The organism is Bacillota bacterium (assembly GCA_012842395.1).
Classification (GTDB): domain Bacteria; phylum Bacillota; class SHA-98; order UBA4971; family UBA4971; genus UBA6256.
The window spans coordinates 165,978-192,089 of the sequence record DUSX01000004.1 but is presented as its reverse complement, the minus strand read 5'-3'; the positions used below and the strand labels follow the sequence as shown (position 1 = coordinate 192,089).

General features: G+C 63.2%; 23 protein-coding genes. 19 read left to right on the top strand and 4 right to left on the bottom strand.

The annotated features are described in order from the left end of the window. The first annotated feature begins 47 nt into the window (after positions 1-47). From xerC to codY, 4 genes are all read left to right on the top strand, one after another. Positions 48-1,034 (top strand): tyrosine recombinase XerC, encoded by a 987-nt coding sequence (gene xerC / locus GX515_03065; protein ID HHY31996.1) that lies wholly within the window; start codon positions 48-50, stop codon positions 1,032-1,034. An 18-nt stretch (positions 1,035-1,052) separates the two neighbouring features. After that, the gene (hslV, locus tag GX515_03060; protein HHY31995.1) at positions 1,053-1,580 is read left to right on the top strand and encodes an ATP-dependent protease subunit HslV; all 528 of its coding nucleotides are present in this window, start codon (positions 1,053-1,055) and stop codon (positions 1,578-1,580) included. A 14-nt stretch (positions 1,581-1,594) separates the two neighbouring features. Then, positions 1,595-2,986 (top strand): ATP-dependent protease ATPase subunit HslU, encoded by a 1,392-nt coding sequence (hslU, locus tag GX515_03055; protein HHY31994.1) that lies wholly within the window; start codon positions 1,595-1,597, stop codon positions 2,984-2,986. A 191-nt stretch (positions 2,987-3,177) separates the two neighbouring features. Further along, the gene (gene codY / locus GX515_03050) at positions 3,178-3,963 is read left to right on the top strand and encodes a GTP-sensing pleiotropic transcriptional regulator CodY (GenBank protein ID HHY31993.1); all 786 of its coding nucleotides are present in this window, start codon (positions 3,178-3,180) and stop codon (positions 3,961-3,963) included. Between the two features lie 47 nt (positions 3,964-4,010). Here the strand turns inward: codY and GX515_03045 are convergent, their stop codons facing one another. Genes GX515_03045 through GX515_03030 form a run of 4 tightly spaced genes read right to left on the bottom strand, consistent with a single transcriptional unit; the run spans position 4,011 to position 8,915 of the window. Then, on the bottom strand, positions 4,011-4,187 hold the full coding sequence (locus tag GX515_03045; protein ID HHY31992.1) for a hypothetical protein: 177 nt from the start codon (positions 4,185-4,187) through the stop codon (positions 4,011-4,013). A 22-nt stretch (positions 4,188-4,209) separates the two neighbouring features. Continuing rightward, entirely contained in the window at positions 4,210-5,622 is a 1,413-nt protein-coding gene (locus GX515_03040) for a Ger(x)C family spore germination protein (GenBank protein HHY31991.1), read from the bottom strand. Beyond that, entirely contained in the window at positions 5,615-6,730 is a 1,116-nt protein-coding gene (locus GX515_03035; GenBank protein HHY31990.1) for a GerAB/ArcD/ProY family transporter, read from the bottom strand. The genes GX515_03040 and GX515_03035 overlap by 8 nt, the downstream gene beginning before the upstream one ends. After that, positions 6,723-8,915 carry a spore germination protein gene (locus GX515_03030; GenBank protein HHY31989.1) on the bottom strand — a complete coding sequence of 731 codons (2,193 nt, stop codon included), beginning with the start codon at positions 8,913-8,915 and terminating at the stop codon, positions 6,723-6,725. The genes GX515_03035 and GX515_03030 overlap by 8 nt, the downstream gene beginning before the upstream one ends. Before the next feature lie 460 nt (positions 8,916-9,375). Between GX515_03030 and rpsB the strand changes: the two genes are divergently transcribed. The 15 genes from rpsB to GX515_02955 all read left to right on the top strand — a co-directional run bounded on the left by rpsB (position 9,376) and on the right by GX515_02955 (position 26,094). Then, positions 9,376-10,242, top strand: coding sequence for a 30S ribosomal protein S2 (gene rpsB / locus GX515_03025; protein ID HHY31988.1), 867 nt, complete (start codon positions 9,376-9,378; stop codon positions 10,240-10,242). A 21-nt stretch (positions 10,243-10,263) separates the two neighbouring features. After that, positions 10,264-10,887, top strand: coding sequence for a translation elongation factor Ts (gene tsf, locus GX515_03020; GenBank protein ID HHY31987.1), 624 nt, complete (start codon positions 10,264-10,266; stop codon positions 10,885-10,887). A gap of 317 nt (positions 10,888-11,204) precedes the next feature. Continuing rightward, positions 11,205-11,951: a UMP kinase gene (locus GX515_03015; protein HHY31986.1), complete on the top strand. Its 747-nt coding sequence runs from the start codon at positions 11,205-11,207 to the stop codon at positions 11,949-11,951. Further along, positions 11,938-12,495: a ribosome recycling factor gene (gene frr, locus GX515_03010; GenBank protein HHY31985.1), complete on the top strand. Its 558-nt coding sequence runs from the start codon at positions 11,938-11,940 to the stop codon at positions 12,493-12,495. The genes GX515_03015 and frr overlap by 14 nt, the downstream gene beginning before the upstream one ends. Before the next feature lie 15 nt (positions 12,496-12,510). Further along, positions 12,511-12,684 (top strand): 4Fe-4S binding protein, encoded by a 174-nt coding sequence (locus tag GX515_03005; GenBank protein HHY31984.1) that lies wholly within the window; start codon positions 12,511-12,513, stop codon positions 12,682-12,684. 246 nt (positions 12,685-12,930) lie between these two features. Then, a complete protein-coding gene (gene uppS / locus GX515_03000; protein ID HHY31983.1) occupies positions 12,931-13,599 on the top strand; it encodes a di-trans,poly-cis-decaprenylcistransferase in 669 nt (222 codons plus the stop codon). Positions 13,600-13,627: 28 nt separating this feature from the next. Beyond that, positions 13,628-14,443: a phosphatidate cytidylyltransferase gene (locus GX515_02995; protein HHY31982.1), complete on the top strand. Its 816-nt coding sequence runs from the start codon at positions 13,628-13,630 to the stop codon at positions 14,441-14,443. Between the two features lie 94 nt (positions 14,444-14,537). Further along, positions 14,538-15,584, top strand: coding sequence for a sporulation integral membrane protein YtvI (gene ytvI / locus GX515_02990; GenBank protein ID HHY31981.1), 1,047 nt, complete (start codon positions 14,538-14,540; stop codon positions 15,582-15,584). Between the two features lie 182 nt (positions 15,585-15,766). Then, positions 15,767-16,960 (top strand): 1-deoxy-D-xylulose-5-phosphate reductoisomerase, encoded by a 1,194-nt coding sequence (locus GX515_02985; GenBank protein HHY31980.1) that lies wholly within the window; start codon positions 15,767-15,769, stop codon positions 16,958-16,960. After that, on the top strand, positions 16,953-18,011 hold the full coding sequence (gene rseP, locus GX515_02980; GenBank protein HHY31979.1) for an RIP metalloprotease RseP: 1,059 nt from the start codon (positions 16,953-16,955) through the stop codon (positions 18,009-18,011). Before GX515_02985 ends, rseP begins: the two co-directional genes overlap by 8 nt. A 156-nt stretch (positions 18,012-18,167) precedes the next feature. After that, a complete protein-coding gene (gene ispG, locus GX515_02975; protein ID HHY31978.1) occupies positions 18,168-19,238 on the top strand; it encodes a flavodoxin-dependent (E)-4-hydroxy-3-methylbut-2-enyl-diphosphate synthase in 1,071 nt (356 codons plus the stop codon). A 38-nt stretch (positions 19,239-19,276) separates the two neighbouring features. Then, positions 19,277-19,933, top strand: coding sequence for a glycosyltransferase family 2 protein (locus GX515_02970; GenBank protein HHY31977.1), 657 nt, complete (start codon positions 19,277-19,279; stop codon positions 19,931-19,933). A 740-nt stretch (positions 19,934-20,673) separates the two neighbouring features. Further along, positions 20,674-23,325, top strand: coding sequence for a valine--tRNA ligase (locus GX515_02965; GenBank protein ID HHY31976.1), 2,652 nt, complete (start codon positions 20,674-20,676; stop codon positions 23,323-23,325). Positions 23,326-23,347: 22 nt separating this feature from the next. Beyond that, positions 23,348-24,046, top strand: coding sequence for an endonuclease III (locus GX515_02960; protein HHY31975.1), 699 nt, complete (start codon positions 23,348-23,350; stop codon positions 24,044-24,046). A 14-nt stretch (positions 24,047-24,060) separates the two neighbouring features. Beyond that, a complete protein-coding gene (locus tag GX515_02955) occupies positions 24,061-26,094 on the top strand; it encodes a hypothetical protein (protein HHY31974.1) in 2,034 nt (677 codons plus the stop codon). Positions 26,095-26,112: the final 18 nt, after the last annotated feature.

The window sequence follows — 26,112 nt, the reverse complement described above, 5'->3', positions numbered from 1 at the left end:
CTTCGAACGCGTGCCCGCAGGCGGCCGCCGCGTCGCCGCGACGGGAGATGCCGTTGGTAACGGCCTGGCTGGCGCGGGGAGGGTGGGTCCGCCACTTGAGCCGGCGTGGGGGTGTGCCACTGTTGCTCGCGACGGAGGTCGAGGGGTTCTTAAAGCAGCTTGAGCTGGAGAAGGGCGTCTCGCCGAACACTGTCGAGGCGTACGGTCACGATATACGGTGTTTCCTTGACTTTCTGGCCGAGGTCCTTGAGAGGGTCGACGATCCTGCCAAAGTGGGGCATCTTGAGATAAGAGCGTACCTCGCCAGCCTGCAGAAAGCCAAGTACTCGCGGCGAACCATAGCTCGGCGTCTCGCAGCTGTACGTTCCTTCTTTGCGTATCTGTGTAGGAAGGGAATATGCGAAACCAACCCCGCCCGAGGCGTGAGCGCGCCGAAACTCGCGAAGGTGCTTCCGCGTTTTCTCCATGAGGAGGACGTCGCAAGCCTTATGGAGGCGCCGCCGCAGGACACGCCTCTCGGGCTTCGAGACAGAGCCATACTCGAGACGCTCTATGCCGCGGGCTTGCGTGTCGGCGAGCTTGTCGGGCTAGACGTGGAGGATGTCGACCTTGCGCACGGATTCGTGAAGGCGTTCGGGAAGGGCGGTAAGGAACGTGTCGTTCCCATAGGAGCGCAGGCAAGGGCTGCGTTGAGCGAATACATGGAGAAGGGGAGACCTCAGATCCTTCGGGCACGTTCCGATGCGCGATGCGACCTGGGCGCGCTTTTCCTGAACTATAGAGGGGAGAGGCTTTCTGTCAGGGCTGTACAGCTGATGCTGGACAGGTACATAAAGAAAGTGAGCATCGACAAGAAAGTTAGCCCCCACGCCATCCGGCATTCCTTTGCCACCCATCTCCTCGACCATGGGGCAGACCTGCGGGCCGTGCAGGAGTTGCTCGGCCACGTGAGCGTTTCGACCACACAGATCTATACGCATGTGACGAGGGAGAAGCTCAAGCTGGTGTACGACAGGGCCCACCCCCGCGCTTGACGTGAAGGAGGGAACCGTATGTTTCACGCCACGACTGTGGTTGCCGTGAAGCGCGGCGACCATGTGGCCGTAGCCGGTGACGGACAGGTTACGTTCGGGAACACCGTGATGAAACACGGGGCGAGGAAGGTCAGGAGGATACACGACGGCAAGGTCCTCGCGGGCTTCGCTGGAGCGGCGGCTGATGCGTTCGCGCTCTTCGAGAAGTTCGAAGGGAAGCTTGAGGAATTTCACGGCAACCTTCCAAGGGCCGCTGTCGAGCTGGCCAAAGAGTGGAGGCTTGACAGGGCGTTGCGCCGACTCGAGGCGTTGCTGGTGGTGGCGGATGCCTCTCACCTGTTGGTCATATCCGGAAGCGGCGATGTGATCGAGCCCGACGATGATGTGGTCGCGGTGGGTTCCGGCGGGCCGTACGCGTTGGCGGCGGCGAGGGCCCTCATTCGGCACACTGACCTTTCATGTAAGGAGATCGCCACGGAGGCGCTCAAGATCGCCGCATCCATCTGCATATACACGAATGAGGAGATCACTTGCGAAGAGTTGTGAGAGGAGGCGCGAGGGTGGACGATCTGACGCCCCGAGCCATCGTTGAGGAGCTTGACAAGTACATCGTCGGCCAGGCCAAAGCCAAACGGGCCGTGGCTATCGCTTTGCGCAACAGGTACCGGCGGCTGAAGCTGCCCGGGTCCCTGCGTGACGAGGTTGTTCCCAAGAACATCCTCATGATCGGTCCGACCGGGGTAGGCAAAACCGAGATCGCGCGGAGACTGGCAAGACTCGTCAACGCGCCGTTCATCAAAGTGGAGGCCACCAAGTTCACCGAGGTGGGGTACGTCGGCCGTGATGTGGACTCCATCATTCGGGACCTCGTGGAAACCTCCATCAGAATGGTCAAGGCCGAGAAGATGGTGCAGGTTTACCATCGAGCGGAGGCCGTGGTGGACGACAGAATCCTGGACATAATCGCGCCCATGCCCAGCCGCGAGGGGGAGAAAAACCCGCTCAGCGTCCTGATGGGAGGCCTGGGTCTGGTGCGGGACGATGAGTCGTTTCAGGCGAAGCAGGCTGAGGCCAGGGCCCGGCGGGAGGAGCTTCGGGCCAGGCTCGCCGCCGGAGAGCTTGAAGACATGATCATCGAGGTTGCGGTGGAGGACCAGAGCCCGCAGATGCTCGAGGTCTTCAGCGGGGCCGGCGTCGAGGAAATGGGCATCAACATGCAGGACCTTTTCGGAGGACTGTTGCCACGGCGTCAGCGCCGCCGGAAAGTGCCGGTGAGGGAGGCCCGAAAGATCATAGCCCAGGAGGAAGCCCAAAAGCTCATAGATATGGAGGAAGTGGAGCAGGAGGCCGTGAGGCGAGCGGAGCAGTCCGGCATAGTCTTCATAGATGAAATCGACAAGATAGCTGGCCGGGAGCGCGGGGTGGGGCCTGACGTGTCGCGCGAGGGCGTCCAGCGCGACATTCTGCCCATCGTCGAGGGTTCCACCGTGATCACGAAACACGGCCCGGTGAAGACCGACCACATTCTCTTCATCGCCGCAGGCGCCTTCCACGTGGCGAAGCCATCGGACTTGATTCCTGAGCTCCAGGGGCGCTTCCCGATACGGGTTGAGCTCGACAGCCTCACGAAGGAGGACTTCAAACGCATCCTGCTCGAGCCTGAGAATGCTCTTGTCAAGCAGTACAAGGCCCTTCTTGCTACAGAGGGTGTCGAGGTCGAGTTCCTGCCCGATGCGATCGACGAGATCGCGGCGATCGCTGACAGGGTGAACCAGGAGATGGAGAACATCGGCGCACGGAGGCTCCACACGGTCATGGAGCGGCTGTTGGACGACATCTCGTTCAATGCGCCAGAGATGCCCAAGGGGAGGGTGGAGATTGACAGGGAGTACGTTCGCAAGAAGCTGCAAGACGTAGTGGGCGACAAGGACCTTAGCAGGTTCATATTGTAGAGTCTCACGCGTCCGGGGTCCGCCCGCGGGCAGGCCAGGCACGCAGCGACGCCTGCCACGAGGAACGGGCTCCTGAAGGTGATGGACTCGCGGTGGGACAAGCCCGAATGGTACGGGTCTTCGCTAGGTGAGGACGCAGCGCGGGGGAAGCCTCACTGTGCAAGTTAAGGCAACTGAAGGAGGATACATCGATGAGCGAGCTACTGGAGAAGACACGAAGGATCAGTCGGTTCATACAGGAGTCCACGGGTTTTCCCAGCGATTTCAATGATCTTGCGAAGGTGCTATCCGAAGAGGTCGCGGCCAACGTGTACGTGGTTGCGCGCCGAGGGAAGCTCCTAGGATACGGGTTCATGGAGGGCTTTGATTGCGACGTTGCGGCCGGGTATGTGGGGAACGGCGGGACGTTTCCCAAGGAGTGCGCGGACTGGCTCCTCAGGATAATAGAGGCGTCCGAGAACATCCGCCATGACCCGGGAAAGTGCTTCCTCGGGGCTGAGGTGAAGTGCGGGTTCCCCGAGAAGTTCCTGACTGTCGTCCCGATTTACGCGGGCGGGGACAGGATGGGGACGCTTGTCCTGGCCAGGTTCGAGAGAGAGTTCTCCGATGACGACCTCGTTCTAGCTGAGTATGCCGCCACGGTCTTCGGGATGGAGATCCTTCGCTCGAGGACTGGTCAGATCGAGGAGGAGGCCCGGAAGAAGGCGTCGGTCCAAATGGCCCTGGACACCTTGTCCTTCTCGGAACAAGAGGCGGTTGAGCACATCTTCAGGGAGCTCGGCGGCGACGAGGGCCTGCTTGTTGCGAGCAAGATCGCCGACAAGGTCGGCATCACGAGGTCTGTCATCGTAAACGCCCTGCGCAAGTTCGAGAGTGCCGGGGTCATAGAGTCACGTTCCCTGGGCATGAAGGGGACGTACATCAGGGTCCTCAACGACAAACTCTTCGACGAGCTCGAGAGATTGCGGGCGAGGTAGCCCGGCAGACGACATTAAGCGTCGCGCGGGTAGCCTCCCCACCGAGACTACCCGCCGGCGAAGAGCAAGACGAGCGGCGCGGCCACAGAGCATATCGCGAGTATGAAGACGCCGACGGCTCCGCGCGTGTTGCCGTGCCGCAAGAGCCACAGCCCGAAGCTCGCGGTGTATATCGCCACGGCAACCGGAACCGGCATGGTGGTGAGGATGACGCTCATTCGCACGACGAGGCCCCCCTTCAGCAAGTTATGTCGTATCTGTGCTCGGCTTGGGCGGCCTGAAGAGCAGGCCGGTGCGCCGCAGGTCGAGCTTTAGGTCGATATTCACCTGCGCTTGCGGGAATCTCTTCGGCCAATCGAGCTCCTCCCACTCGCGCCATGTTCTCGTGAGGTGTCTCGCCTTGTTGCCGAACGCAAAGATGTCCGCGCCGAACTCGGTCTGGGCCTTCGTCACGAGGTCGCGGCAGCCTCTCTTGAGGTCGTCCGCCACCCGTTTTTCCAGCGCGTGAAGGTTCTTGGGGTTGGAGTAGTCCTTGAGACTCTGGCTCCCGATGACCTCTCCCTCCAGCATCATCTTCACGTTGACTTGAAACCCATCTTTGTTCCTGCGCACCGTGGTTTCGGTAGGCCTGGCAAGGCGGATATCGCACGAGACGTATTTGCCTTTCACGAACGGGTCTTCAACGCAGATGATGCCTCTCTTGAACGTGCCGCGCAGGAGCAGCATTGCCCGGACGTCTTGCCCCGTTATCTCGCCGACCATGCGGTCGCCTCTAAACACCGCTCCGCCCAAGAGTTCCACTGGGTTTCCGCCGACTGACGGGGATTCGCCTGCCACGTAGTCGGAATCACTTCGCGAGGCAACGGGAAGCATTTTCGCCGCGTTCACGGGCCCTTCCCCGGATCCCGTTTCTGAAGAGCCTTGACCCTTCGTGCCCCCGGAGGCACCGCCAGGTGCCTCTGTCCGCGACTCCTCGGTCCTGCCGCCGGGCGTTTCCTGCTTCACGCCCGCGAGGATCACGACTGGCTCCTCTCCGAGGGACTGCATCTCAACGAGGAACCGGTGGATCTGGGACGGCGGGATGTAACCCGTCTGCCTATTGGCGAGCGCGAGAAGCTCCAGGTTTTTCGCGGGGTTCTGCTCGAGGACAGGCCGGTTCTTCTCGATGAACTCCTTCGCGGTGCCCCTGGTCACCACGAGGAACATCGTCCTCCGCGTCTCGCGGAACCTGACGAGCTCACCTATGTACGGAGCTATTCCGCGCCTCGCGAGCTTCTCTCCGATGACCACCATTTTGCCGTGAACCAGGCTCGGGCGCCTGTCCACGTGCGTGCTCAGGAGGTTAAGGAGGCTCAGAACCGAGCGGCCCACGAGCGTCGTGATGAGGCTCGACTGCTGGCCCGCTCCCCCTCCCCCTCCGCCTCCGGAGCCTCCGCCGATCCCGCCCGCGCCCGCGACAGCCCTGGGGACGGCTATATGGAAGGTCACGGCGAGCATGTCGTTGGGCGCGTCGTCGAGGCCGATCGCCATGACGAACGCGAGGTCGTCCACCTCGGTCCTGTCCCAGCATCCCGCGGTGCACGCCGCCACCGCGAGCACGACCAGCAGCGACAACGCGAGCCTGACGCGTCCCGTGCCTCGCCCTCCCAGATCACGCACCGCGCGTCGGCTCCCCCCTCCTGGTTCCCCGGGCCTCCCTCACCTGTGCGACGAGGAGCAAGAGTGCCGGGACAACGAAAACAGCGATGCCCCCGAACGTCCTCACGAGCTCGAAGTCGAGCCTGGTCGCAGTCGGCACGTCCGGGGGCGTGAATGCCAGCGTATAGCCGATGATTGCAACCGCGGGCACGATCGGCCGATATATCGGAAGTTTGAGCATCCGGGCGAGGATCATCGTTGAAGTGTAAGCGCCGAGCGCCAACTCGATGCACCCGCTTATGACCCATAGGAACACGAACGCTACCTCAACGCGCTGAAAGAACCGGCCCACGTATATGAGGGTGCTCGTTTCATACCCTGGATACGGGATATGCAAGCACAGCGGGTATGGGAACACGGTGACGAAGACGAGCACCGACACGCTGGTGAAGAAGGTTGTTATGGCTATGGCGATGAGCCCCATGGTCTTCACCTTGTGGCCGTCCCTGAGCTGTGGGGCGACGACCGCCAGAAACATGACCTCGCCTGCGATGGCCGAGTGGATGACCCCGTGGTACAGGAGCTTGCCCGGCCCAGGGCCGAAGATTGGGAACATCGCGTCGAGGTTGGCCTGAGGAAGCGACAGGATGTTCAGGAAAACGAGGGTGATCACTATGAGCGGCGCTGCGAGAAAGGCGGCCCTCGTGATCGCCTCTCCGCCCAGGTAAACCGCTATTAGGGTCGCGAGCACAAATATGGCCGTGATCACCGACAGGGGCGTGCGCGGCAGGAGGGCAGTGCCCACGGTCTCGGAGAACTGCCGCATGACAAGGATGGTGGCTGCGAAGAAGAATGCGAAGTAGCCGAGCGTGGCGAGGTTCCCGAACACGGGGCCGGCTATCTGCTCGCTGATCTCGACTATGCTTTTCCCGGGGTATCGCTTCAGAAGGGCGGCAATGATGAGGAATCCGAGGGCCCCGGTGCTGAAGCTTATGATTGGGATCACCCAAGCGGCCGTGAGGCCCACCGTCGCCATCTGCTGCGGAAACGAGATGAACAGCTTCGATGCGAGAAAGTATACGGTGGCCGCCACGGCTTCATTCGTGCCTATCCTGCCTTCCTCAAGCACGCCCCGTGCCCCCCTTGTCCTGCGGCCCTGGCTCGGCCGCCGGGGCCGGCGTTCCCGCAGCTTTCGTGCGGGCCCCTCGCGAAGGTTGCACGGGGGGCGGGCTTGGCGAGGGTGCGTCGACTCCTCCGGCCTGGGTCCATCCACGTGCAACCTCGGGTTGGCGCTCCCTCGGGCTGGTTTGGAGGAACGGCGGGCGCAGCTCCATGCTCCACGAAGGGTACCGGAGGACTACGTCGCCGCTGGATTGGGCGAACGGGGCGACGGGGGACATGAACGGTACGCCGAAAGATCTCGTGCTCACGTATATGAGCATCTGAACAAACACTCCCGCCGCGATGCCGTAGAATCCGAACGCCGCTGCGAGCGCGATGTAGGCGAACCGCGTGATGCGCGCGGCGAACGCCATGTTGAAGTTGGGTATAGCGAAGGAACCAAGGGCTGTCAGGGCGACGATTATAACAAGGATCGGGCTGACTATGGACGCCGCGACGGCGGCCTGACCGAGAATGAGCGCGCCTACTATCCCCAACGTGGGTCCTATCACGCCGGGCACGCGGATCCCCGCCTCTCGAATGAGCTCGAAGGACATCTCCATGATGATGACCTCGACCGCCGTTGGAAAGGGTACCTTCTCGCGGGTTGCCGCGATAGCGAGAAGGAGATCGGTGGGGATCATCTCCGGGTGGAAGTTCGTTACAGCTATGTACACGGCGGGCAGCAGCAGCGCCGCTCCAAGCGCAGCCACCCGGACGATGCGGAGGAACGTGCCGAAGGGCCACCTCAGGAAATGGTCCTCCGCGGCGTGTAGCAGCGACCAGAACGTGACCGGGACGATGAGGCCGAACGGGCTTCCATCCAGGAGGAGCCCGACGTGCCCCTCGGCTAGGAAGGCCGCCATTCTGTCGGGGCGCTCGGTCGACAGCGTTTGCGGCACCAGCACGAGGGGTCGGTCTTCGATGAACTGCTCGAGCACGCCCGTGTCCTGTATGTGGTCGGCCGTGATGGCGTTGATACGTCGTTTCACCTCAGCTACCAACTTGGGATTGGTGAGGCCCTCCACATAGAGCACAGCGCAGTCCACCCTGGACAGCGTGCCCACCTTCAGAATCTCGCTAACCAAGTCGGGTGTGCGCATCCGCCTTCGAACCAGCGCCACGTTGTTCTTGAGCGTCTCGTTGAAGGCCTCCTGCGGGCCGTGCACCACCATTTCCGCCGTGGGCTGGCTCACGCCCCGGTGTTCCCACGACTTGGTTTCGACTTCGAGAGCGGTGGCACATCCTTCGATGAGCAAACAAGTGGTCCCGGCAATGACCCCTTCGACGACGCCACGCAGATTGTGCTTGCGTGATACCTGATTGCCCGGCAGGAGACGGCGCTCCACGATCTCCAGGACATCAGAGGCCCGAAGGTCTTTGTTCAGGTTGGATATGAGCATGAGCGGCTGGAGGATCGCAAGGTCGATGATGTCCTTGCTCGCCAGGCCTTCCATGAACACGATGGCGGCCTTCGTGGGCGGGCTCGTAGGTATCTCGAACTCCCTCACGATCACATCAGAGTTCAAACCATAATGCAGGACCTCTTTGAGCGCGCCGAGGTTCGCCTGGAGGTTCTCTGCGAGAGGCTTCAGCTCATCAGCCTTGTCCCCCTCCTGTTGCCCTTGCCCGCCGCTCTGTCCTTGGGCGCCTTGGGCCTCGGAGGAACCCTCCTGCTGCCCCTTGGGAGACGGTGTCGCGCCGCTCACCGACGGAGGGATCTCCTCGGACGTTTCGTGGAAGGCGTCGGGGCCATGAATCTCAAGAGGGCTCCGCGCTCGTCGCCGAAGGGTGGCACGGCCTGCGTCGGCGCCGACGCTGACCGCGGAGAGCTTCTTTGGCCTCAGGAACCCCCGTGCGGTGCGCTCCGGGGCTGCTCCGAGGGCTGTGACCGCCGAGAGCCGTTGAGCCCGGTCGCGGCGGGCCGCACGCCTCCCGACTTGGCCTGTACCTTGCTCCCGCCCCTGGGCTTTGCCCTGCCCCGTGTCCGGCCCTGCGGACGCGCCTGGAGATGCGCCGCCGGTCCGCGGCGCGTCAGATGTGAGCCCGGGGAGCTTCGGCTGCGTGTCGAGGACAAACTCCTCCTCGCGTGCGGGGTTTTCGAAGGAGAGGAGGGACACTATCTCGTTCAAGATGTTCCGAAGAAAGCTCAACGTCGGAGGCCTCCGGTCCAAAGAAAGCCACCCTGCGCGTGACTGCGCCGATCCTGCCAGCGGTGCCGATAGTTGCCGGTGCGCCGGAGCCCTTCTTCACATTGGTCGAAGGTGGTGTCCCGACCGGCAGTGGTCGCCGAGACTTCGCGAGCGAGGCGAGCGGCCTGGCCCGCTTCCACTGGCCGTACGGCCCCGCTAGCCCTTATGGAAAACACGGTGCACTGGTGGACAGGCATGCCCCAACCGGCACTCGTAATTTAGGTATTCCCCGCCCGCCGTCACGTATTCAGGCCTGCAAATTTCGTGGGAGCCTTCGTTGATATGGATATGGTCGTGTGGTATACTACGACTTGGTGTGAGCACGCACGCTCCCGGATCCCGACAACGGTGCCCGTTTGCACGGGTTCTGTCGGGGGATGAACGGGGCGGAGGGATAACCGGTGGGGGAGGAGGTGAGATAATGGCAGTAGTCACCATGAAGCAGTTGCTCGAGGCTGGGGTTCATTTCGGCCATCAGACCAGGCGCTGGAACCCCAAGATGAAGCCCTTCATCTTCACCGAGCGCAACGGCATCTACATTATAGACCTCCAGAAGACAGTCAGGAAGATCGACGAGGCCTACGAGTTCGTGAAGCGCGTGGCGCAAGAGGGCGGCACCATCCTGTTCGTGGGAACGAAGAAACAGGCTCGGAACACTGTCAAGGAAGAGGCCGAACGCTGCGGCATGTTCTACGTGAACGAACGCTGGCTCGGTGGGATGCTCACCAACTTCCGGACCATTCGAAAGCGAATCGAGCGTCTCCGGATGCTGGAGAGCATGCAGGCGGATGGGTCGTTCGAGGTCCTTCCGAAGAAAGAAGTCATGCACCTCATGAAGGAGAAAGCGAAGCTCGAGCGGTTCCTCGGTGGCATTCGCGAGATGTCTGGGCTGCCGGGAGCCGTTTTCGTGGTTGATCCGCGTAAGGAGAGAATAGCAGTGCAGGAAGCGAGGAAGCTTGGCATACCCGTCGTGGGGATCGTCGACACCAACTGCGACCCCGACGAGGTCGACTACGTGATCCCTGGGAACGACGACGCTATCCGCGCCGTGAAGCTCATTTGCGGGAAGATGGCTGACGCGGTCATAGAGGGCCTTGAGGGTCGTGACGCGGCGCTTGCGGCCGAGGCGCAGGAGGGTTCGGTGGCCGGGGAGATCCACGAACACGAGCTTGAAGGCGAGTATGCCGATGACGCAACAGACGTCGTCGAGATGCCCCTGGACCTCGAGGTCGCAGAGGTTGACAACGACGATCACGCCACGGTGCGCGACGACGACACCGAGCGGTAGACTTGCGAGGAGGTAGCGCTTGTGGCTGTGACAGCCGAGGACATCAAGGAACTCCGGGAGAGAACTGGGGCCGGAATGATGGACTGCAAAAAGGCCCTGGAGGAAACCGGAGGCGACATGGAGAAGGCCATCGCGTACCTGCGCGAGAAGGGCCTCGCGAAGATGCATAAGAGGGCGGGCAGGATCGCGGCCGAGGGCGTGGTTGAGGCATACATCCACCTCGGAGGCAAGATCGGCGTGCTGGTGGAGGTCAATTGCGAGACGGATTTCGTGGCGCGCACGGACGACTTCCGGCACCTGGCAAGGGAAGTCGCGCTTCAGGTCGCCGCGAGCAAGCCCCTCTACGTGTCCAGCGCTGATGTGCCGGAATCGGTTCTTGAGAGCGAGCGGGCTATATACCGCGCGCAGGCCCTGAACGAGGGAAAGCCTGAGGCGGTCGTCGCTAAGATCGTTGAGGGCAGGCTCAAGAAGTTCTACACCGAGGTTTGCCTGCTCGAGCAGCCCTACATCAGAGACCCTGAGAAGACCATAGGCGATCTCGTGGCCGAGGTGTCAGCGAAGACTGGGGAGAAGGTCCAGGTGCGACGGTTCGCCAGATTCGAGCTGGGAGAGGGCATCGAGAAGCCGTGCGCCTGTGAGGCCTGACCATCTTCACCGAGGTCTGCAACCGGGCAGGGCGAACGGCATGCAACAGGCTCTAAGTATGGCACCATAAGTTTTCGTCTCCTTTGTTGACGGCGCTAGGGTTGTCGGTGCTTGCACGACGGGGCGTGGAGAATTCGGCAGGCTTGCGCGCCGAATTCGAGCGAGGAGCGCCGCAAGCGCGCCGTCCCCGGAGGGCAACACCGGGAACCCTGAGCAGCACCCCTCCGTCGAAAGGGAGCGCGAACTTTTGGCCACATACTTAGCCGGGACTGACGGTGATTAGGGCTGGCGGAAAGCCCGAGGAAGGTTGGGGCGCGATGGGCGACACTGGGGGAGGCCCTCGGTTCAAGAGGGTCGTGCTGAAGCTGTCGGGAGAGGCTCTAGCAGGGTCCCGGGGCTTTGGAATCGACCTTGATGTGGTGAACCACATCGCCGGGGAGATCAGAGAGATACATGAGCTCGGCGTGCAGGTTGCCGTGGTGGTCGGCGGTGGGAACATATGGCGCGGCGTCCAGGCTCAGAAAGCCGGGATGGATCGTGCCACCGCCGACTATATGGGAATGCTCGCCACCATAATAAACGCGATGTCTCTTCAAGACTCCCTTGAAAAGCTTGGGGTTGACACGCGCGTTCAAACCGCGATCGAGATGCGCGAGATCGCCGAACCGTACATCCGGAGGCGCGCGATCAGGCACCTCGAAAAGGGCCGGGTGGTGATTTTCGCAGGCGGAACGGGCAACCCGTACTTCTCGACTGACACGGCGGCGGCATTGCGGGCGGCCGAGATCGAGGCCGAGGTAATCCTGATGGCGAAGAGGGTAGACGGGGTCTACGATTCCGACCCCCGCTCGAACCCCTCGGCGAAGCGCTTCGCGCGCCTGACCTATAGAGATGTCATCAACCAAGGGCTAGGCGTGATGGACTCCACGGCAGCCTCGCTCTGCATGGACAACGGCATCCCAATCGTCGTCTTCAACCTGACAAAGAAGGGCAACGTCAAGAGGGCGGTCCTCGGTGAGGAGATAGGTACTCAGGTCGGGGGGGAGCAGCATGACAGGCGATGAACGCGCCAAGGCCGAGCAAAGGATGAAGGAGATAGTGGAGGCGACGCGGCGGGAGTTCGCGCAGATCCGGACGGGCAGAGCCAATCCTGCCCTGCTCGACAGGGTAACCGTCGAGGCTTACGGTGACGTGTACCCCATCAACCAGCTCGCCAGCATCTCTGTGCCCGAGGCGAGGCTTCTCGTCATCCAGCCATGGGACCGGAAAGTGCTTCCCAACATCGAGCGGGCGATCTTGAAGTCTGACCTTGGCCTGACCCCGGTGAGCGATGGGTCTGTTCTCCGAATAACCATACCTTCGTTGACGGAGGAAAGACGCAGAGACCTCGTGAAGGTCGCGAAAAAGGTCGCGGAGGACATGAGGGTTGCGATCCGCAACGCGAGGCGGGAGGCCATAGATGCTCTGCGGGCGAAGCAGAAGAACAAGGAGATAACCGAGGACGACCTCAAGAAAGGGCAGGAGGACATCCAAAAGCTCACCGACAGGTTCATAGCGGAGATCGATGCTCTCCTCGAGGCCAAGGAGGCCGAGATCATGGAAGTCTGAAGGGAGGTGGCCGCGTTGCCCCACGTGATCACTGATGACTGCACGAAGTGCGGTTCATGCGCAGAAGTGTGCCCCTTTGAGGCGATTAGCGAGGGAGAGGACAAGTTTGTGATTGACCCTGAGGTCTGCACTGACTGCGGTATGTGCGCTGAGGAGTGCTCCTCGGGCGCGATAGTGGAAGAGGAGTGAATCCCGCAGGGATACACGGTCAAGGGGAGGTCGCAGCGAGGTGGCCCTCCCCTTGACGCCTTTCCGAAGGAGAAAACCTGGAGAACCCTTGAAGTGGTTTCGGGGGGAGTGACGCCTCTTGTGACTCGTGTCCGAGTTGATGCGACGGATCAGGAAGTGCGGGGCACATGCGAAGCGCTCGAGGAGGCAGGCTGCCCGCCTTGTACGGGCCAAGCCGGCGGGCCGCCCCGGCACGTAGCGATCATCATGGATGGAAATGGCAGGTGGGCGACGAGACGCAATCTCCCGAGGTGGGCAGGGCATAGGGCCGGCGCGGAGAGAGCTGAAGATGTGGTGAGGGCCGCCTCCGAAACGGGCATCGAGATCGTGACGCTGTACGTTTTCTCCACGGAAAACTGGAAGCGCCCCGCGGAGGAAGTGGACAACCTGATGAATCTCCTCGTGGAGATGTTCGAGAAGAGGCTCGAGGCCCTCATTGATTTCGGTGCGCGCATTCGCGTGATCGGAGCTCGGGAAGGGTTGCCCCCAAAGGTGGTGCGCGCGATAGAGCACGTCGAGGACGCGACCAGGCAGAGCGGCGGCATTCTCGTGAACCTTGCCATCAACTATGGCGGGCGCGACGAAATCGTCAGGGCAGCGAGGCGATTGGCCGAGGAAGTCGCCTCAGGGCTTCTCGACCCAAGCGACATCGATGGGCGTGCCCTTGAGTCCCGGCTGTACACTGCCGGCTTGCCTGACCCTGACTTGCTCATTAGGACGGGAGGAGAGATGCGGATCTCCAACTTCCTCCTTTGGCAGGTTGCGTACGCTGAGTTGTACGTAACCCCGGTGCTGTGGCCAGATTTCACCCGGCACGAGTTCGTGAAGGCCATTCGGGCGTACGAAGCCCGCGCTCGCAGATTCGGGGGCATCTAGGGATGCGCCGTGGAAGGAGGATGGCATGGTGCGGGAGAGGGTCTTGAGCGCGCTCATCGCGGTGCCGGTGGTGGTGGCCGTAGTCGTGGTGGGCGGGCCGTGGCTCGCGTTGATGGTCGTGGCCGTGGGCATCTGGGGCGTTCTGGAGTTTTACAGGCTTGCCAGGTCCGCGGGCCTCAAGCCGGCGCGAGCCGTGGGGGTCTTGGGAGTGGTGGCGTTTGCTGCCGCAGGCTACACGGGTTCGAGCATAGCGGTCGGGGCGGTCCTGGCCGGGATGGTGATAGCGAGCCTTGTCTTTCAGACCCTTGAGCTTGGACGCGAGTCGGCAATTGCAAACCCGGCCGTGACAGTGTTCGGCGCGGCCTACATCGGGTGGGCTGTGGGCCTCATCCTTCTCTTGCGAGAGGTGGGCGGGGCGTCGGCCGGCCTTGGGCATGTCATGACCGTCCTCCTGACCGTCTGGGCCAACGACATCGGGGCATACTTTGTCGGAAGCGCGTTCGGAAGGCACAAGCTCATGCCGGAAGTGAGTCCCAACAAGAGCGTGGAAGGCGCTCTGGCAGGCCTCGCGGCGGGAGTGTGCGTGGGCGTGGGAGCGAGGGCGCTCGGGGTGGCCCTCGGGTGGTGGCCCCAGGTGCCGACCGCGCACGCGGTGGCGCTTTCCCTAGCGGTTGGGCTGGCCGGCCAAGCAGGGGACCTTGCTGAGTCCGCCATGAAACGGAACGCTCACGTGAAGGATTCAGGCACCTTCTTGCCAGGGCACGGCGGCGTGCTTGACAGAATTGACAGTGTGTTGTTTGCTATTCCCGTAGCGTACTATTACGTAACGGCTTTTCATATGTGAGTCATGTGCGAGGCCTCGAGCGACGGTCTGGAGGTGCTCCGCTGCTGGCGCCCTCCCTCGTCTTCCAAACGACGGAGCTACGGGGTGATTGGGGTTGCACGGGCTTTCGGCGACATGGAAGCATTTCCTCGCGTGGGGTGCTGTCCTTGTCGGGTGTTTCCTCATAGTGAAATACGTGCTGACGTATTTCGTGCCGTTCATCATCGCCTTCGTGATCGCGGCGATCATCGACCCGCCGGTCGAGTTTCTCGTGAGACGGACGAGGCTGTCGAGGGGCGGCGCGGTCTTGCTTATGCTTTGCCTCCTCGTGATGGTGCTCGGTGTTGTCATCGTCGTGGGCGTTTCCCGGATCTACCTGGAAATCCAGGAGCTCTCGCGAGCCTTGCCCATGTACAACGTCAGCCTTGAAGAGATGCTCTCAAGGATCGTGCAGGACGTGGAGAGGTTTTACCGCGAGCTTCCCGCGCCCGTGATCGAGGCTATAAGGAACAACCAGTACAGGCTGTACCTCGCTATCGAGGCCATCTTGGCAAGAGTAACGGGGATCGTCACCGCGCTTCCCAACATCGGGGTCGTCCTTGTCGTGAGCTTCTTCGCGGCCTTCTTCATGAGCCGCGACAAGAAAGAGATATCTGACTTCCTTGTGAGCCTGACCCCCGTCAGGTGGCGCGAGAAGGCGAAGGCCATGAGGGCCGAGGTGATGACAGCGGCTCTGGGGTTCATAAGGGCGCAGTTGATCCTGATCATGATCACCACCGTGGTGAGTATCGTCGGGTTCAGCATCGCCGGCACCGGGTACGCGTGGCTCCTTGGCATCATTTGCGGCATCCTCGACCTCATCCCGGTGGTGGGGCCAGGCACGCTCTACGTGCCGATGATCGCATACTATCTCTTCAAGAGGCGGCTCTTCGAGACCGTGGTCATAGCGGCGCTGATGGCCGTGCAGTTTCTGCTGCGCAAGGGCGCGGAGCCGAGAGTGGTCGGCGCCAACGTGGGAGTCCACCCTCTCGCGATCCTCGTGTCTGTGTACGTAGGGATGCGCCTTTTCGGAGCGAGCGGGATAATAATCGGCCCGTTGATCGTTATCATAGTCAAGGCGATAGCGCGCGGAGGCTTGTTACCGCTCACGCCCAAGGAATGACGTCAAAGCAGTCGCACGTCGCGAGCATCGTGCGAGCGCGGAAAGAGACGGCTTGCCGCCGTCAATGTGCGGGCGAGGCGGCGGTTTGGAGCCGGTTTTGGCCGCTCGGGCCGGGTGTTCGTCCGGGCGCAGTTCGGCGATAAAGGGGCGAGGCACCTCCCGCGCGCAAGGGAGTGGGGTAATTGCAACGTGGTCTCGCGGTCCTGGGGTCCACTGGGTCCATCGGCACCCAAGCTCTGGAGGTCGCAGGGTGGCTCGGCGACTTCGTGCGGGTGGTGGGGCTGGCCGCAGGGCAGAATATCGATCTGCTCGAGACGCAGATCAGGCGGTGGACGCCGTCCATCGTCGGCGTGGTGGACGAGGACGCCGCCCGGGCGCTGCGGGAGCGGCTTCGCGGCGGCGGTTTTCATGTTGAGGTCGTCTCCGGCCCGCGAGCGGCGGAGCGTGTTGCCACGCATCCGGAGGCAGATGTGGTGCTGTCGGCCATCGTGGGCATCGCGGGGCTCGTGCCGACCTTAGCCGCTGTTGCACTGGGCAAGACCGTAGCACTGGCCAACAAGGAAACCCTCGTGGCCGCGGGCAGGCTTGTCATGGAGCAGGCCGCGAGTCACGGGGCGAGGATCGTCCCAGTGGACAGCGAGCACTCTGCCATATTCCAGTGCCTCGCCGGACGCGACGCCTCCGAGGTGGCGAGGCTCATCCTCACCGCGTCAGGCGGGCCGTTCCGCACGCTTGATGAAGGCGAGCTGGCGAATGTCCGACCGGAGCAGGCCCTCCGTCACCCCACGTGGTCCATGGGCGCGAAGATCACCGTCGACTCGGCGACGCTGATGAACAAGGCCCTTGAGGTCATCGAGGCGAGGTGGCTCTTCGGCGTGGATCCTGACAGGATCGACGTTGTGATCCATCCCCAGAGCATCGTGCACTCGATGGTGGAGCTTGTGGACGGGTCGATCATCGCCCAACTCGGCCCGCCCGACATGAGGCTCCCCATCCAATACGCCCTTACATACCCTGCCCGCGGGGCTAGCCGCGCGAAGACGCTCGACGTGGCCCGGCTCGGCGCCTTGACCTTCGAGCCTCCGGATGTGAGGAGGTTTCCCGCGTTGCGTTTGGGATACGAAGCGATACGCGCGGGCCGGACGGTTCCTTGCGTCTTGAGTGCGGCCAATGAGGAGGCAGTCAGGTTCTTCCTGGAGGGCCGGATCGGCTTTATGGACATCCCCGCTCTGGTGGAGGATGCCATGGCGAGCTGCGACCCCGTAGAGCCGCGGACGATCGAGGACGTCCTCGAAGCCGACAGGTGGGCAAGGGAGCATGTCGCACGGCGTGTGACGCGGCGTGTGGCTGAAAGAGGAGGACGCTTCAGTGGTTGAAACCGTTGTCGTTACGGTGGTCGCATTTGCATTTGTCTTCGCGACATTTGCCTTGTCCCACGAGCTCGGACATTTCATCGTAGGCAAGGCCGCGGGGGTGAAAGTGTACGAGTTCGCCGTGGGCTTCGGCCCGTTGGTGTGGCGGAGGAAGCGCGGTGAGACAGCGTATTCCCTGCGGGCGCTGCCTCTCGGCGCCTTTGTGAAGTTCGCTGGCCTGGACCGCCCTGACGACCCCCAAGACGATGTGGACGCGAGCGACCCCAGGAGCTTCAGGGCGAAACCTCTCAGATGGAGGATAGCGACGATCCTTGCCGGCCCGTTCATGAACTTCGTGATGGCCTTCCTCCTTTTCAGTGTGGTCTTTGTGGCGGCGGGCGTTCCAGTGGCGGTTGTGTCCGAGGTGTACCCGGGCATGCCTGCCCAAGCCGCGGGCCTGCGGGCAGGCGACAAGGTGGTGGCGGTGGGAGGGACCGCCACTGAGACGGTGGCAGAGGTCAGGGACGCTATCTCGGCCAACCCGGGGAAACCCATCGACATCACGGTTGAGCGCGATGGGGCGCGGGTGACGCTCCAGGTGACGCCGTCCAAGGATCCTGAGACAGGCCAGGGCATGATCGGAGTGTTGCTCTCGGAGCCGTGGCAGCGAGCCAGCGTGTTCCGTGCGCTTCGCGCCGGGGCGACGTTCACCGTGGACATCTCAAAAGGCCTGCTCGTAATGCTGGGCCGGATGATCACGGGACGGGTGAAGCCTGAGGTGGCGGGACCGATCGGCATAGCGCAAGCTGTGAGCCAGACAGCCCGGCTTGGAATGGTGAACCTCTTGTATCTGGCGGCGCTTCTCAACGTGAACCTCGGGCTCCTCAACCTCCTTCCGATACCGGTCTTGGACGGCGGTTGGATCGTGCTTCTAGGTATCGAGGCGCTGCGGAGGCGGCCGCTCAACGAGGAGCAGGAAGCGTTCGCACGAATGGTCGGCATGGCCATCCTGGCGTTGCTGATCGCGTTCGCGACGTTCTCGGACATCGCGCGGCTCGGCACGCGGCTAGGGTAGGCTGCGGTCGAGGCGCGGCGTCGCCGTGGTGATTCGGCACACAGCCTGGGGCGTGCGGATCCACCTGGCTGCGGTGGCCGTGCAGCGGCCGCACCACAGGGTGCGCTTGAGTCGCCGCCGCGAATGACAGGGGATGGCGTGGGGGCTTGGCGATAGATGTTGGAGAGACGGAAAAGCCGAGGGGTCGTGGTGGGCGGCATCAGGATCGGCGCAGGCGCGCCCGTCACGGTGCAGTCGATGACGAAGACCGATACCCGTGACGTGGAGGCGACCGTGCGCCAGCTGCACAGCCTCGCGGAGGCGGGCTGCGAGATCGCACGGTGCGCGATCCCCGATGCCGCTGCGGCAGAGGCGTTTGCGGAGATAAAGAGGAGATCGCCGCTGCCTCTCGTGGCGGACATTCATTTCGACTACAGGTTGGCCCTCGCGGCGCTGGCCGCTGGTGCCGACAAGCTGCGCATAAACCCGGGCAACATCGGGGGCAGGGAGAGGGTCAGGGAGGTCGCGAGGGCTGCGAAAGAGCGAGGCGTGCCCATCAGGGTAGGCGTGAACGCGGGGTCGCTCGAGAGGGACTTGCTCGCAAGATACGGGGCGCCCTGCGCGGAGGCATTGGTGGAGAGCGCGAAGCGGAACGCGGCCCTGCTCGAGGACGAGGGGTTCGGCGACATCGTCGTATCCATAAAGGCCTCCGACGTGGCCACCACTGTGCAAGCGTACGAGGCCATCTCGAGGGAGACCGACTATCCGCTCCACGTTGGCCTCACCGAGGCTGGCAGCCCGAGGTCGGGCACGATCAAGAGCGCCGTGGCCATCGGCGCGCTGCTGCTGGAGGGGATCGGCGACACGATCCGCGTCTCCCTCACCGCGGAGCCCGAGGAGGAAGTGAGGGTCGCGAGGGACATTCTCTCGTCCGTGGGGGTCCGCCGGTTCGGCGTGGAGGTGGTATCCTGTCCCACCTGCGGCCGGTGCCACGGGGATTTGTTGCGCATGGTCCGCGAGGTTGAGGCAAGGGTGGCGGCAATCGACGCTCCTCTTAGAGTTGCGGTTATGGGCTGCGAGGTCAACGGGCCCGGCGAAGCGCGTGAGGCTGACGTCGGGGTCGCCTTGGGCGAGGGCGCCGGTCTTCTCTTCTCCCACGGGAAGCCGGTTGCGCGGGTGCCCCACGACGAGATCGTGTCCAGGCTCGTCGAAGAGATATTCAAGCTCACCCAAAGGGAGCGAGACTGAGGCGCGCCTGGGCGCGCGACCGGAGGATTGGCGTGGACATGCAGGACGTCATGCAGGACGTGCGGAAGACGGCGAGCGTCGCGGTGATCATACCTGCGTACAACGAAGCGTCCCGCATCGGCCCAGTCATTTCGGCAGTAACCAGGGCGAGGTATGTCTCGGAGGTCATCGTTGTGAGCGATGGGTCGACCGACGGCACTGCCGAGACTGCCCGGTCGTTTGGCGTGAGGGTGATTGAGCTCGAACGCAACGTGGGAAAGGGCGGGGCGATGAAGGCAGGGCTCGATGCGACGGCAGCTGAGGTCGTGGCGTTCATCGACGCTGACCTCGTTGGGCTCACTCCGGACCACGTAGATGAGCTGATACGCCCGGTGGTTTTGGGCGAGGCCGATGCCACGCTGGGCGTGTTCTCAGGCGGAAGGAGCTCGACCACGCTTGCGCAGAAGCTCACCCCGGGGTTGTCCGGGCAGCGCGCGGTGAGGGCGGCGCTTGTGAGGGATATCCCCATGGAAGGAGCCCGGTTCGGGATCGAGGTCGTCCTCAACAAGCACCTTGCTTCGCGGGGTGCGAGAGTCAAGCGCGTGACCTTGCACGGAGTCTCGCAGGTGATGAAGGAGGAGAAGCGCGGGCGGCTGGAAGGCTTCGCGGCGCGCCTCCGGATGTACTGGGAGATCGTGAGCCACATGAAAGGCTGATGTCTCTCCAAGCTTTGCCGCCCGCAGCTGTGGGCTCCCTGATGTGCCCGGTCCATCCGGGACCTTGACGAACCTTGGGATGCGATGTATGATACAAGCAACACAACACGACACAGAACGCCTGCGTTGATGGAGAGGAGTAGGGCGGCACTGCTCAGAGAGAGGGGGGCCCACCGGCTGGAAGGTCGCCCGAGCGAGGGCCGCGCCGAAGGTCGCTCCGGAGCATCGAGGCTGAAACGGTGAGGCGCCCAGTGCCGTCGCGGGGAGATGGCCGGCGGCGGGGAAGTGCGGCGCCGGCGCCTAGTAGGCCTCGACGGGGAGCCCGTTATAGCTGTAGAGCGCCTGCGTGTCTGTCGCTTGCGCCGTACGAGGCGCCTTTGCGCGGAGGGCAGGAATCAAGGTGGTACCGCGAAGGTTGGCCCCTTTCGTCCTTGGATGGCGAAAGGGGCTTTCTAGTGTGGCCGCACGAGCCTTCGTCTCTTTTCGCGTGGGTGGGTCGTGAGTGATGAGTGACGAATGACGTGCCGGACGGCCTAGCCAGGATCGTGGAGCCGTTACGGCGACGACTGAGGAAAGGAGGGAGCGGCGCCTCTCGCCTCCGGCCGCTCGGAACGAGGCCGACACGAGGAACGAAACGTGGGGAAACGGGCCAGGCGGCACGGGCACCGCATACAGGCACGAGAACCACGGAGGCTGCCGCGCGAGACTTGGCGAGAACTCACAGTGAGGCTGAACTCGAGGTGAACGACGCCGGCGGGCTCGCACCGAGATACAACCCTCTCGAGATCGAGGGGGAGATCTACGAGAAGTGGCTCCGCGGCGGTTATTTCCATCAGGAGGTTGACCCATCTCGGAAGGCGTTCTGCATTGTGATCCCGCCGCCGAATGTCACCGGGTCCCTCCATATCGGGCATGCCCTTGACAATACACTCCAGGACATCCTGGTGCGCTGGCACAGGATGATGGGGGACAACACCGTGTGGATCCCGGGCACGGACCACGCCGGGATCGCCACCCAGGTGAAGGTCGAGGCCGTGCTGGCCAAGGAGGGTCTCTCCAGACACGACCTCGGGCGCGAGGAATTCCTCCGGCGTGTCTGGCAGTGGAAGGAAAAGTACGGCGGGACCATTCGCGGCCAGCTCCAACGCTTGGGCGCGTCTTGTGACTGGCAGCGGGAGAGGTTCACTATGGACGAGGGCCTCTCGCGCGCAGTCCGCCAGGTGTTCGTGCGGCTTTATGAGAAGGGCCTCATATACAGAGGCACGTACATCATCAACTGGTGCCCCAGGTGCCGCACTTCCCTTTCAGACCTCGAGGTCGAGCACGAGGATACCAAGGGAGCCCTCTATCACATCAAATACCCGTTAGCAGGCGAGGACGGCCACATCACGGTGGCTACCACTCGTCCGGAGACGATGCTTGGGGACACCGCGGTGGCGGTGAACCCCGACGACCTTCGATACGCTCATCTCGTGGGGAAACGGGTCGTGCTGCCCATAATGGGCCGGGAGATCCCCATCATCGCTGACGAGCACGCGGACCCCAAGTTCGGCACGGGCGCCGTGAAGGTCACGCCCGCTCACGACCCGAATGACTTCGAGATCGGGCTGCGACACAACCTGCCGGCCATAAAGGTCATTGGCGAGGACGGCACCATGACGAAAGAGGCAGGCAAGTACGAGGGCCTTGACAGGTACGTGTGCCGCGACAAGGTCGTGGAGGAGCTCGCGTCCCTTGGCCTGCTTGTCAAGGTGGAGGAGCACGAGCACGCGGTGGGCCACTGCCAAAGGTGCAACTCCGTGGTCGAGCCCATGATATCGCGACAATGGTTCGTGAGAATGAAGCCCCTTGCCAAGCCGGCGATCGATGCGGTGCGCGACGGGCGCATCAGGTTCGTCCCGGAGCGCTTCGCCAAGGTTTACCTGAACTGGATGGAGAACGTGCACGACTGGTGCATCTCAAGACAACTGTGGTGGGGCCATCGAATTCCCGTGTGGTACTGCGGAGAGTGCGGTGAGGCGACCGCTGCGAGCGAAGAGCCGTCGGCCTGCCCAAAATGCGGCAGCACGCGGCTGGAACAGGATCCCGACGTGCTTGACACGTGGTTCTCCTCGGCGTTGTGGCCGTTTTCAACCATGGGATGGCCTGAGGACACGCCCGAACTTCGGCACTTCTATCCGACGTCTGTGCTTGTGACCGCGTACGACATCATCTTCTTCTGGGTCGCGCGGATGATATTCATGGGCCTCGAGTTCATGGGCGAGGTGCCGTTCCGCGACGTGTTCATTCATGGGCTCGTAAGGGCTGCGAGCGGCAAGAAAATGAGCAAGTCCCTGGGCACCGGCGTGGACCCACTTGAGGTGGTGGACAGGTACGGGGCTGACGTCCTGAGGTTTACCCTGGTGAGCGGCAACACCCCTGGGAACGACATGAGGTTCCGCGAGGAGCGGCTGGAGGCGAGCCGGAACTTCGCCAACAAGCTCTGGAACGCCGCGCGGTTTGTTCTCATGAATCTTCACGGGTTCGATCCTGCGGACGTCAGGGAGCGCGACCTCGACCTTCTGCCTCAGGACAGGTGGATCCGGAGCAGGGCGAACAGAGTGACCAAAGAGGTGGATTCGCACCTCCGCGCGTACGAGATCGGGGAGGCCGCGCGTGCCCTGTACGATTTCACGTGGGACGAGTTCTGCGACTGGTACATCGAGGTCTCCAAGGCACGTCTCTACGGAGACGATGGGCGAGCCTGCACGACGACCAGGTACGTGCTCTGGGAGACCCTTGGCAAGATCGTCAGGCTCCTCCACCCGTTCATGCCCTTCGTCACGGAGGCGATCTGGCAGCGCCTACCCGGCGCGGGAGAGAGCGTCATGGTGGCAGACTGGCCCGGGTTCGAGGAGAGGCTGGACGACCCCGATGCCGAGGCGGAAATGACCACGCTCATGGATGTTACGCGCGCCATCCGCAACATAAGGTCTGAGATGAACGTTCCTCCCCAGAAAAAGATCGATGCGATCGTGGTCGCTACTGACAGGACGGCGGAGACGTTGAAGACCGGCGAAGAGCTCGTGGTGCGGTTGGCGGGGCTTAGACGCCTGGACGTCGAGGAGCGGCTCGAACGCAAGCCCGAGAAGGCAGCCCACGGCGTGGTCACGGGCGCCGAGGTCTACGTTCCCCTCGGGGGTGTGATCGATCTTGACGTTGAGATGAGGCGCCTGGAAAAGGAGCTCAGGGCCACCGAGGCCGCGCTCGAGGCCGCGGAGCGCAAGCTCTCGAACCCCGGGTTCGTCGAGAAGGCCTCGGAGGACGTGGTCGAGCGTGAGCGGGCGAGGCGGGAGGAATATGCCGAAAAGCGGGCGCGTCTCGCGGCAAGGCTCGCGGACCTTCGGGGCTGAGGGTGTGATGGGGACATCCTCCATGCCGGTGCGTCATGCCACCGCAGCGGACGCTCGGGGGCTCAGGCGGTGCATACGGCGAATCGCGAAACTCTTGACGCAAATGTACGGCGCGCCTCGTCCCCGCCGGGAGGACCCGTTGGACGCTCTCGTGGCCACGGTCCTCTCGCAGAACACATCCGACACCAACTCTGCGAGGGCGTTCCGACGTCTGAAGGAGAGGTTTCCGTCGTGGGACGAGGTCAGGACGGCCGACGTCGCGCAGGTTGCGGACGCGATAAAGACGGGCGGGCTTGCCGGTGTGAAAGCCGCTCGGATAAAGCGGATTCTAGAGCGCCTGCACCGCGAGCGCGGAAGCACTTCCTTGGGGTTTCTCTCGGGTCTCGATCCGGACGCGGCGCGTGGCTACTTGATGTCCTTCGACGGCGTGGGGCCAAAGACCGCTGCCTGCACGTTGCTTTTCGGGTGCGGGATGCCTGTCTTTCCCGTGGACACGCACGTCCTCCGCGTGGCGCGGCGGCTCGGCCTCATTCCCAAGGGGTGCGATGCTGACCGCGCCCACGCGATCTTGGGCTCTGTGGTCCCGTCCGAGCTGGTTTACCCGCTGCACGTCAACATGATCACCCACGGGCGGCGCCGGTGCAGGCCGCAGAAACCCAGGTGCGATGGGTGCCTGTTGTCCAGAGAGTGTGTGTTTCTGAAGGAAAACTCCTCAGAGTAGCGAAAACAGCAGGTATGGACTACGAAGAAGCCATCGCCTTCTTGCACACCCTCGGGAAGTTCGGAGTCAACCTCGGCCTCGGCCGGACGCTCGCCCTGCTTGAGGCTGTAGGCTCGCCCCACTTGAGACTCAAAGCCATCCACGTGGCAGGCACAAACGGAAAGGGGTCGGTCGCAGCCATGACAGCGTCCGTGCTGCGCGCGGCGGGTTTCCGGGTCGGCCTGTACACGTCCCCGCATCTCTCGTCGTACACGGAGCGCATCAGGGTAAACGGAAAGCCCATACCAAGGGCGCGTCTCGCGGAGCTCATAACGAGGTTGAAGCCGCACTTTCAGGAGGTGGCCGCCGACCGGGCTCTGGGTTCACCAACGGAGTTCGAAATGGGGACCGTGGCAGCGTTCCTTCACTTCGTCGAGGAGCGCGCTGACTTTGCCGTAATCGAGGTGGGCCTCGGGGGCAGGTTCGATGCGACCAACGTTCTCACACCTCTTGTTTCCGTCATCACCCATGTGGACATGGACCATTGTGAGAAGCTCGGCGGCACCATCCAGCAGATCGCGTTCGAGAAGGCCGGTATAATCAAGCCTGGCGTGCCGGTGGTGATAGGCGTCCAGCACCCGGATGCGCTCGCTGTGGTGAAGCGTGTAGCTGCAGAGAAGTCCGCACCGACGCTGGTGGTGGGCGAGGACGTATGGTGCGAGCGCGTCGCACGCGCGGACGACCGCCAGGTATTCCGGGCTCATGCAGGCGGAGTCGACATGGGCGAGTTCGAGATCCCGCTCCTAGGGCAGCATCAGGTGGAGAACGCGGCGTGCGTGGTGGGGGTCGTAGAGACGCTTCGCAGCCTCGGAGTAAACGTTGGAACGGAGGCCTTGAGACGAGGGCTCAAGGTCACCCGCTGGCCCGGGAGGCTCGAGGTTCTCCAACGGTGCCCGCTCGTCGTCGTGGATGGCGCCCACAACCTCGACGGTGTCAGGAGGCTCGCCGGCGCGGTAGCGGAGATCGTAGGTGGCCGGCGCGTCACTGCTGTTGTGGGGATCTCCAAGGACAAGCCAGCCGCGGAGATGATCCATGAGATAGCAGGGTTCGCGTCCCGCATCGTCGCCACGCGAGCCTCGTCGTCGCGCCTTGGGGGGGCCGATCCTCGCGCCATCGCCGCCCTGGCGGCGAGCGAAGGGTGCGAGGCCCTCGTGAACGAGAACGCGCTCGACGCAGTGGACGAGGGCTTGGCGGGCGTGGGCGATGGCGGAGCCCTGGTCGTGTGCGGCTCGCTGTATCTCGTGGGCGAGGTGAGGAATCATCTGCTGTCGGTCGCCGGCAGACTGCCAAAGACTCAGAGAATCGTGATCTTCAGCGGCGCGTACGGGTCGGGCAAGACCGAGGTGTCGCTGAACTTTGCGAAGCTGAAACGGCGCGAGGGTGCGCGCGTCATCGTGGTGGACCTCGACATCGTCAATCCTTACTTTAGGTCCAGGGAGACGGCGGGCGAGATGGTCCGGGAGGGCATAGAGGTCGTTTCGTCGGCTCCGGGATTCGAGGCGGCGGACCTTCCCGCGCTTGCCCCCGACATACTGCGCGCGTTCCACGATGAGAGCGCCACGGTGGTGTTCGACGTCGGGGGTGACCCGGTTGGTGCGAGAGCCCTCGCAAGGTATTCGGTGGAACTCGATGCGGCCGGATATGACATGTTCTTCGTGGTGAACGCGAACCGGCCCTTCACGAGGGACGTCAAAGGCGCGGAAGCGATGTTGGAATCCATCGAGGACTCTTCGAGGCTTGCCTTCACCGGGATCGTCAGCAACACTCACATGGGTGAGGATACGACCCCGCGCGACGTGTTGATTGGCCTGCGCCTCGCGAAGGAGCTTGCAGCGAGACGGGACTTACCGCTCGTGTTCGCGAGCGCGACGCCGGCCGTCCTCGCAAAGCTTGGTAACGATATCACGGGCACGCGGGTCCTGCCGCTCCACCTTCATATGCGGCCGCCGTGGGCGGAAGAGCCAGCCCTTTTGCAGGAACAGGAGGAATCTTCGCGACGTTGGGAGTAATATAGTGTAAAGCGCCGC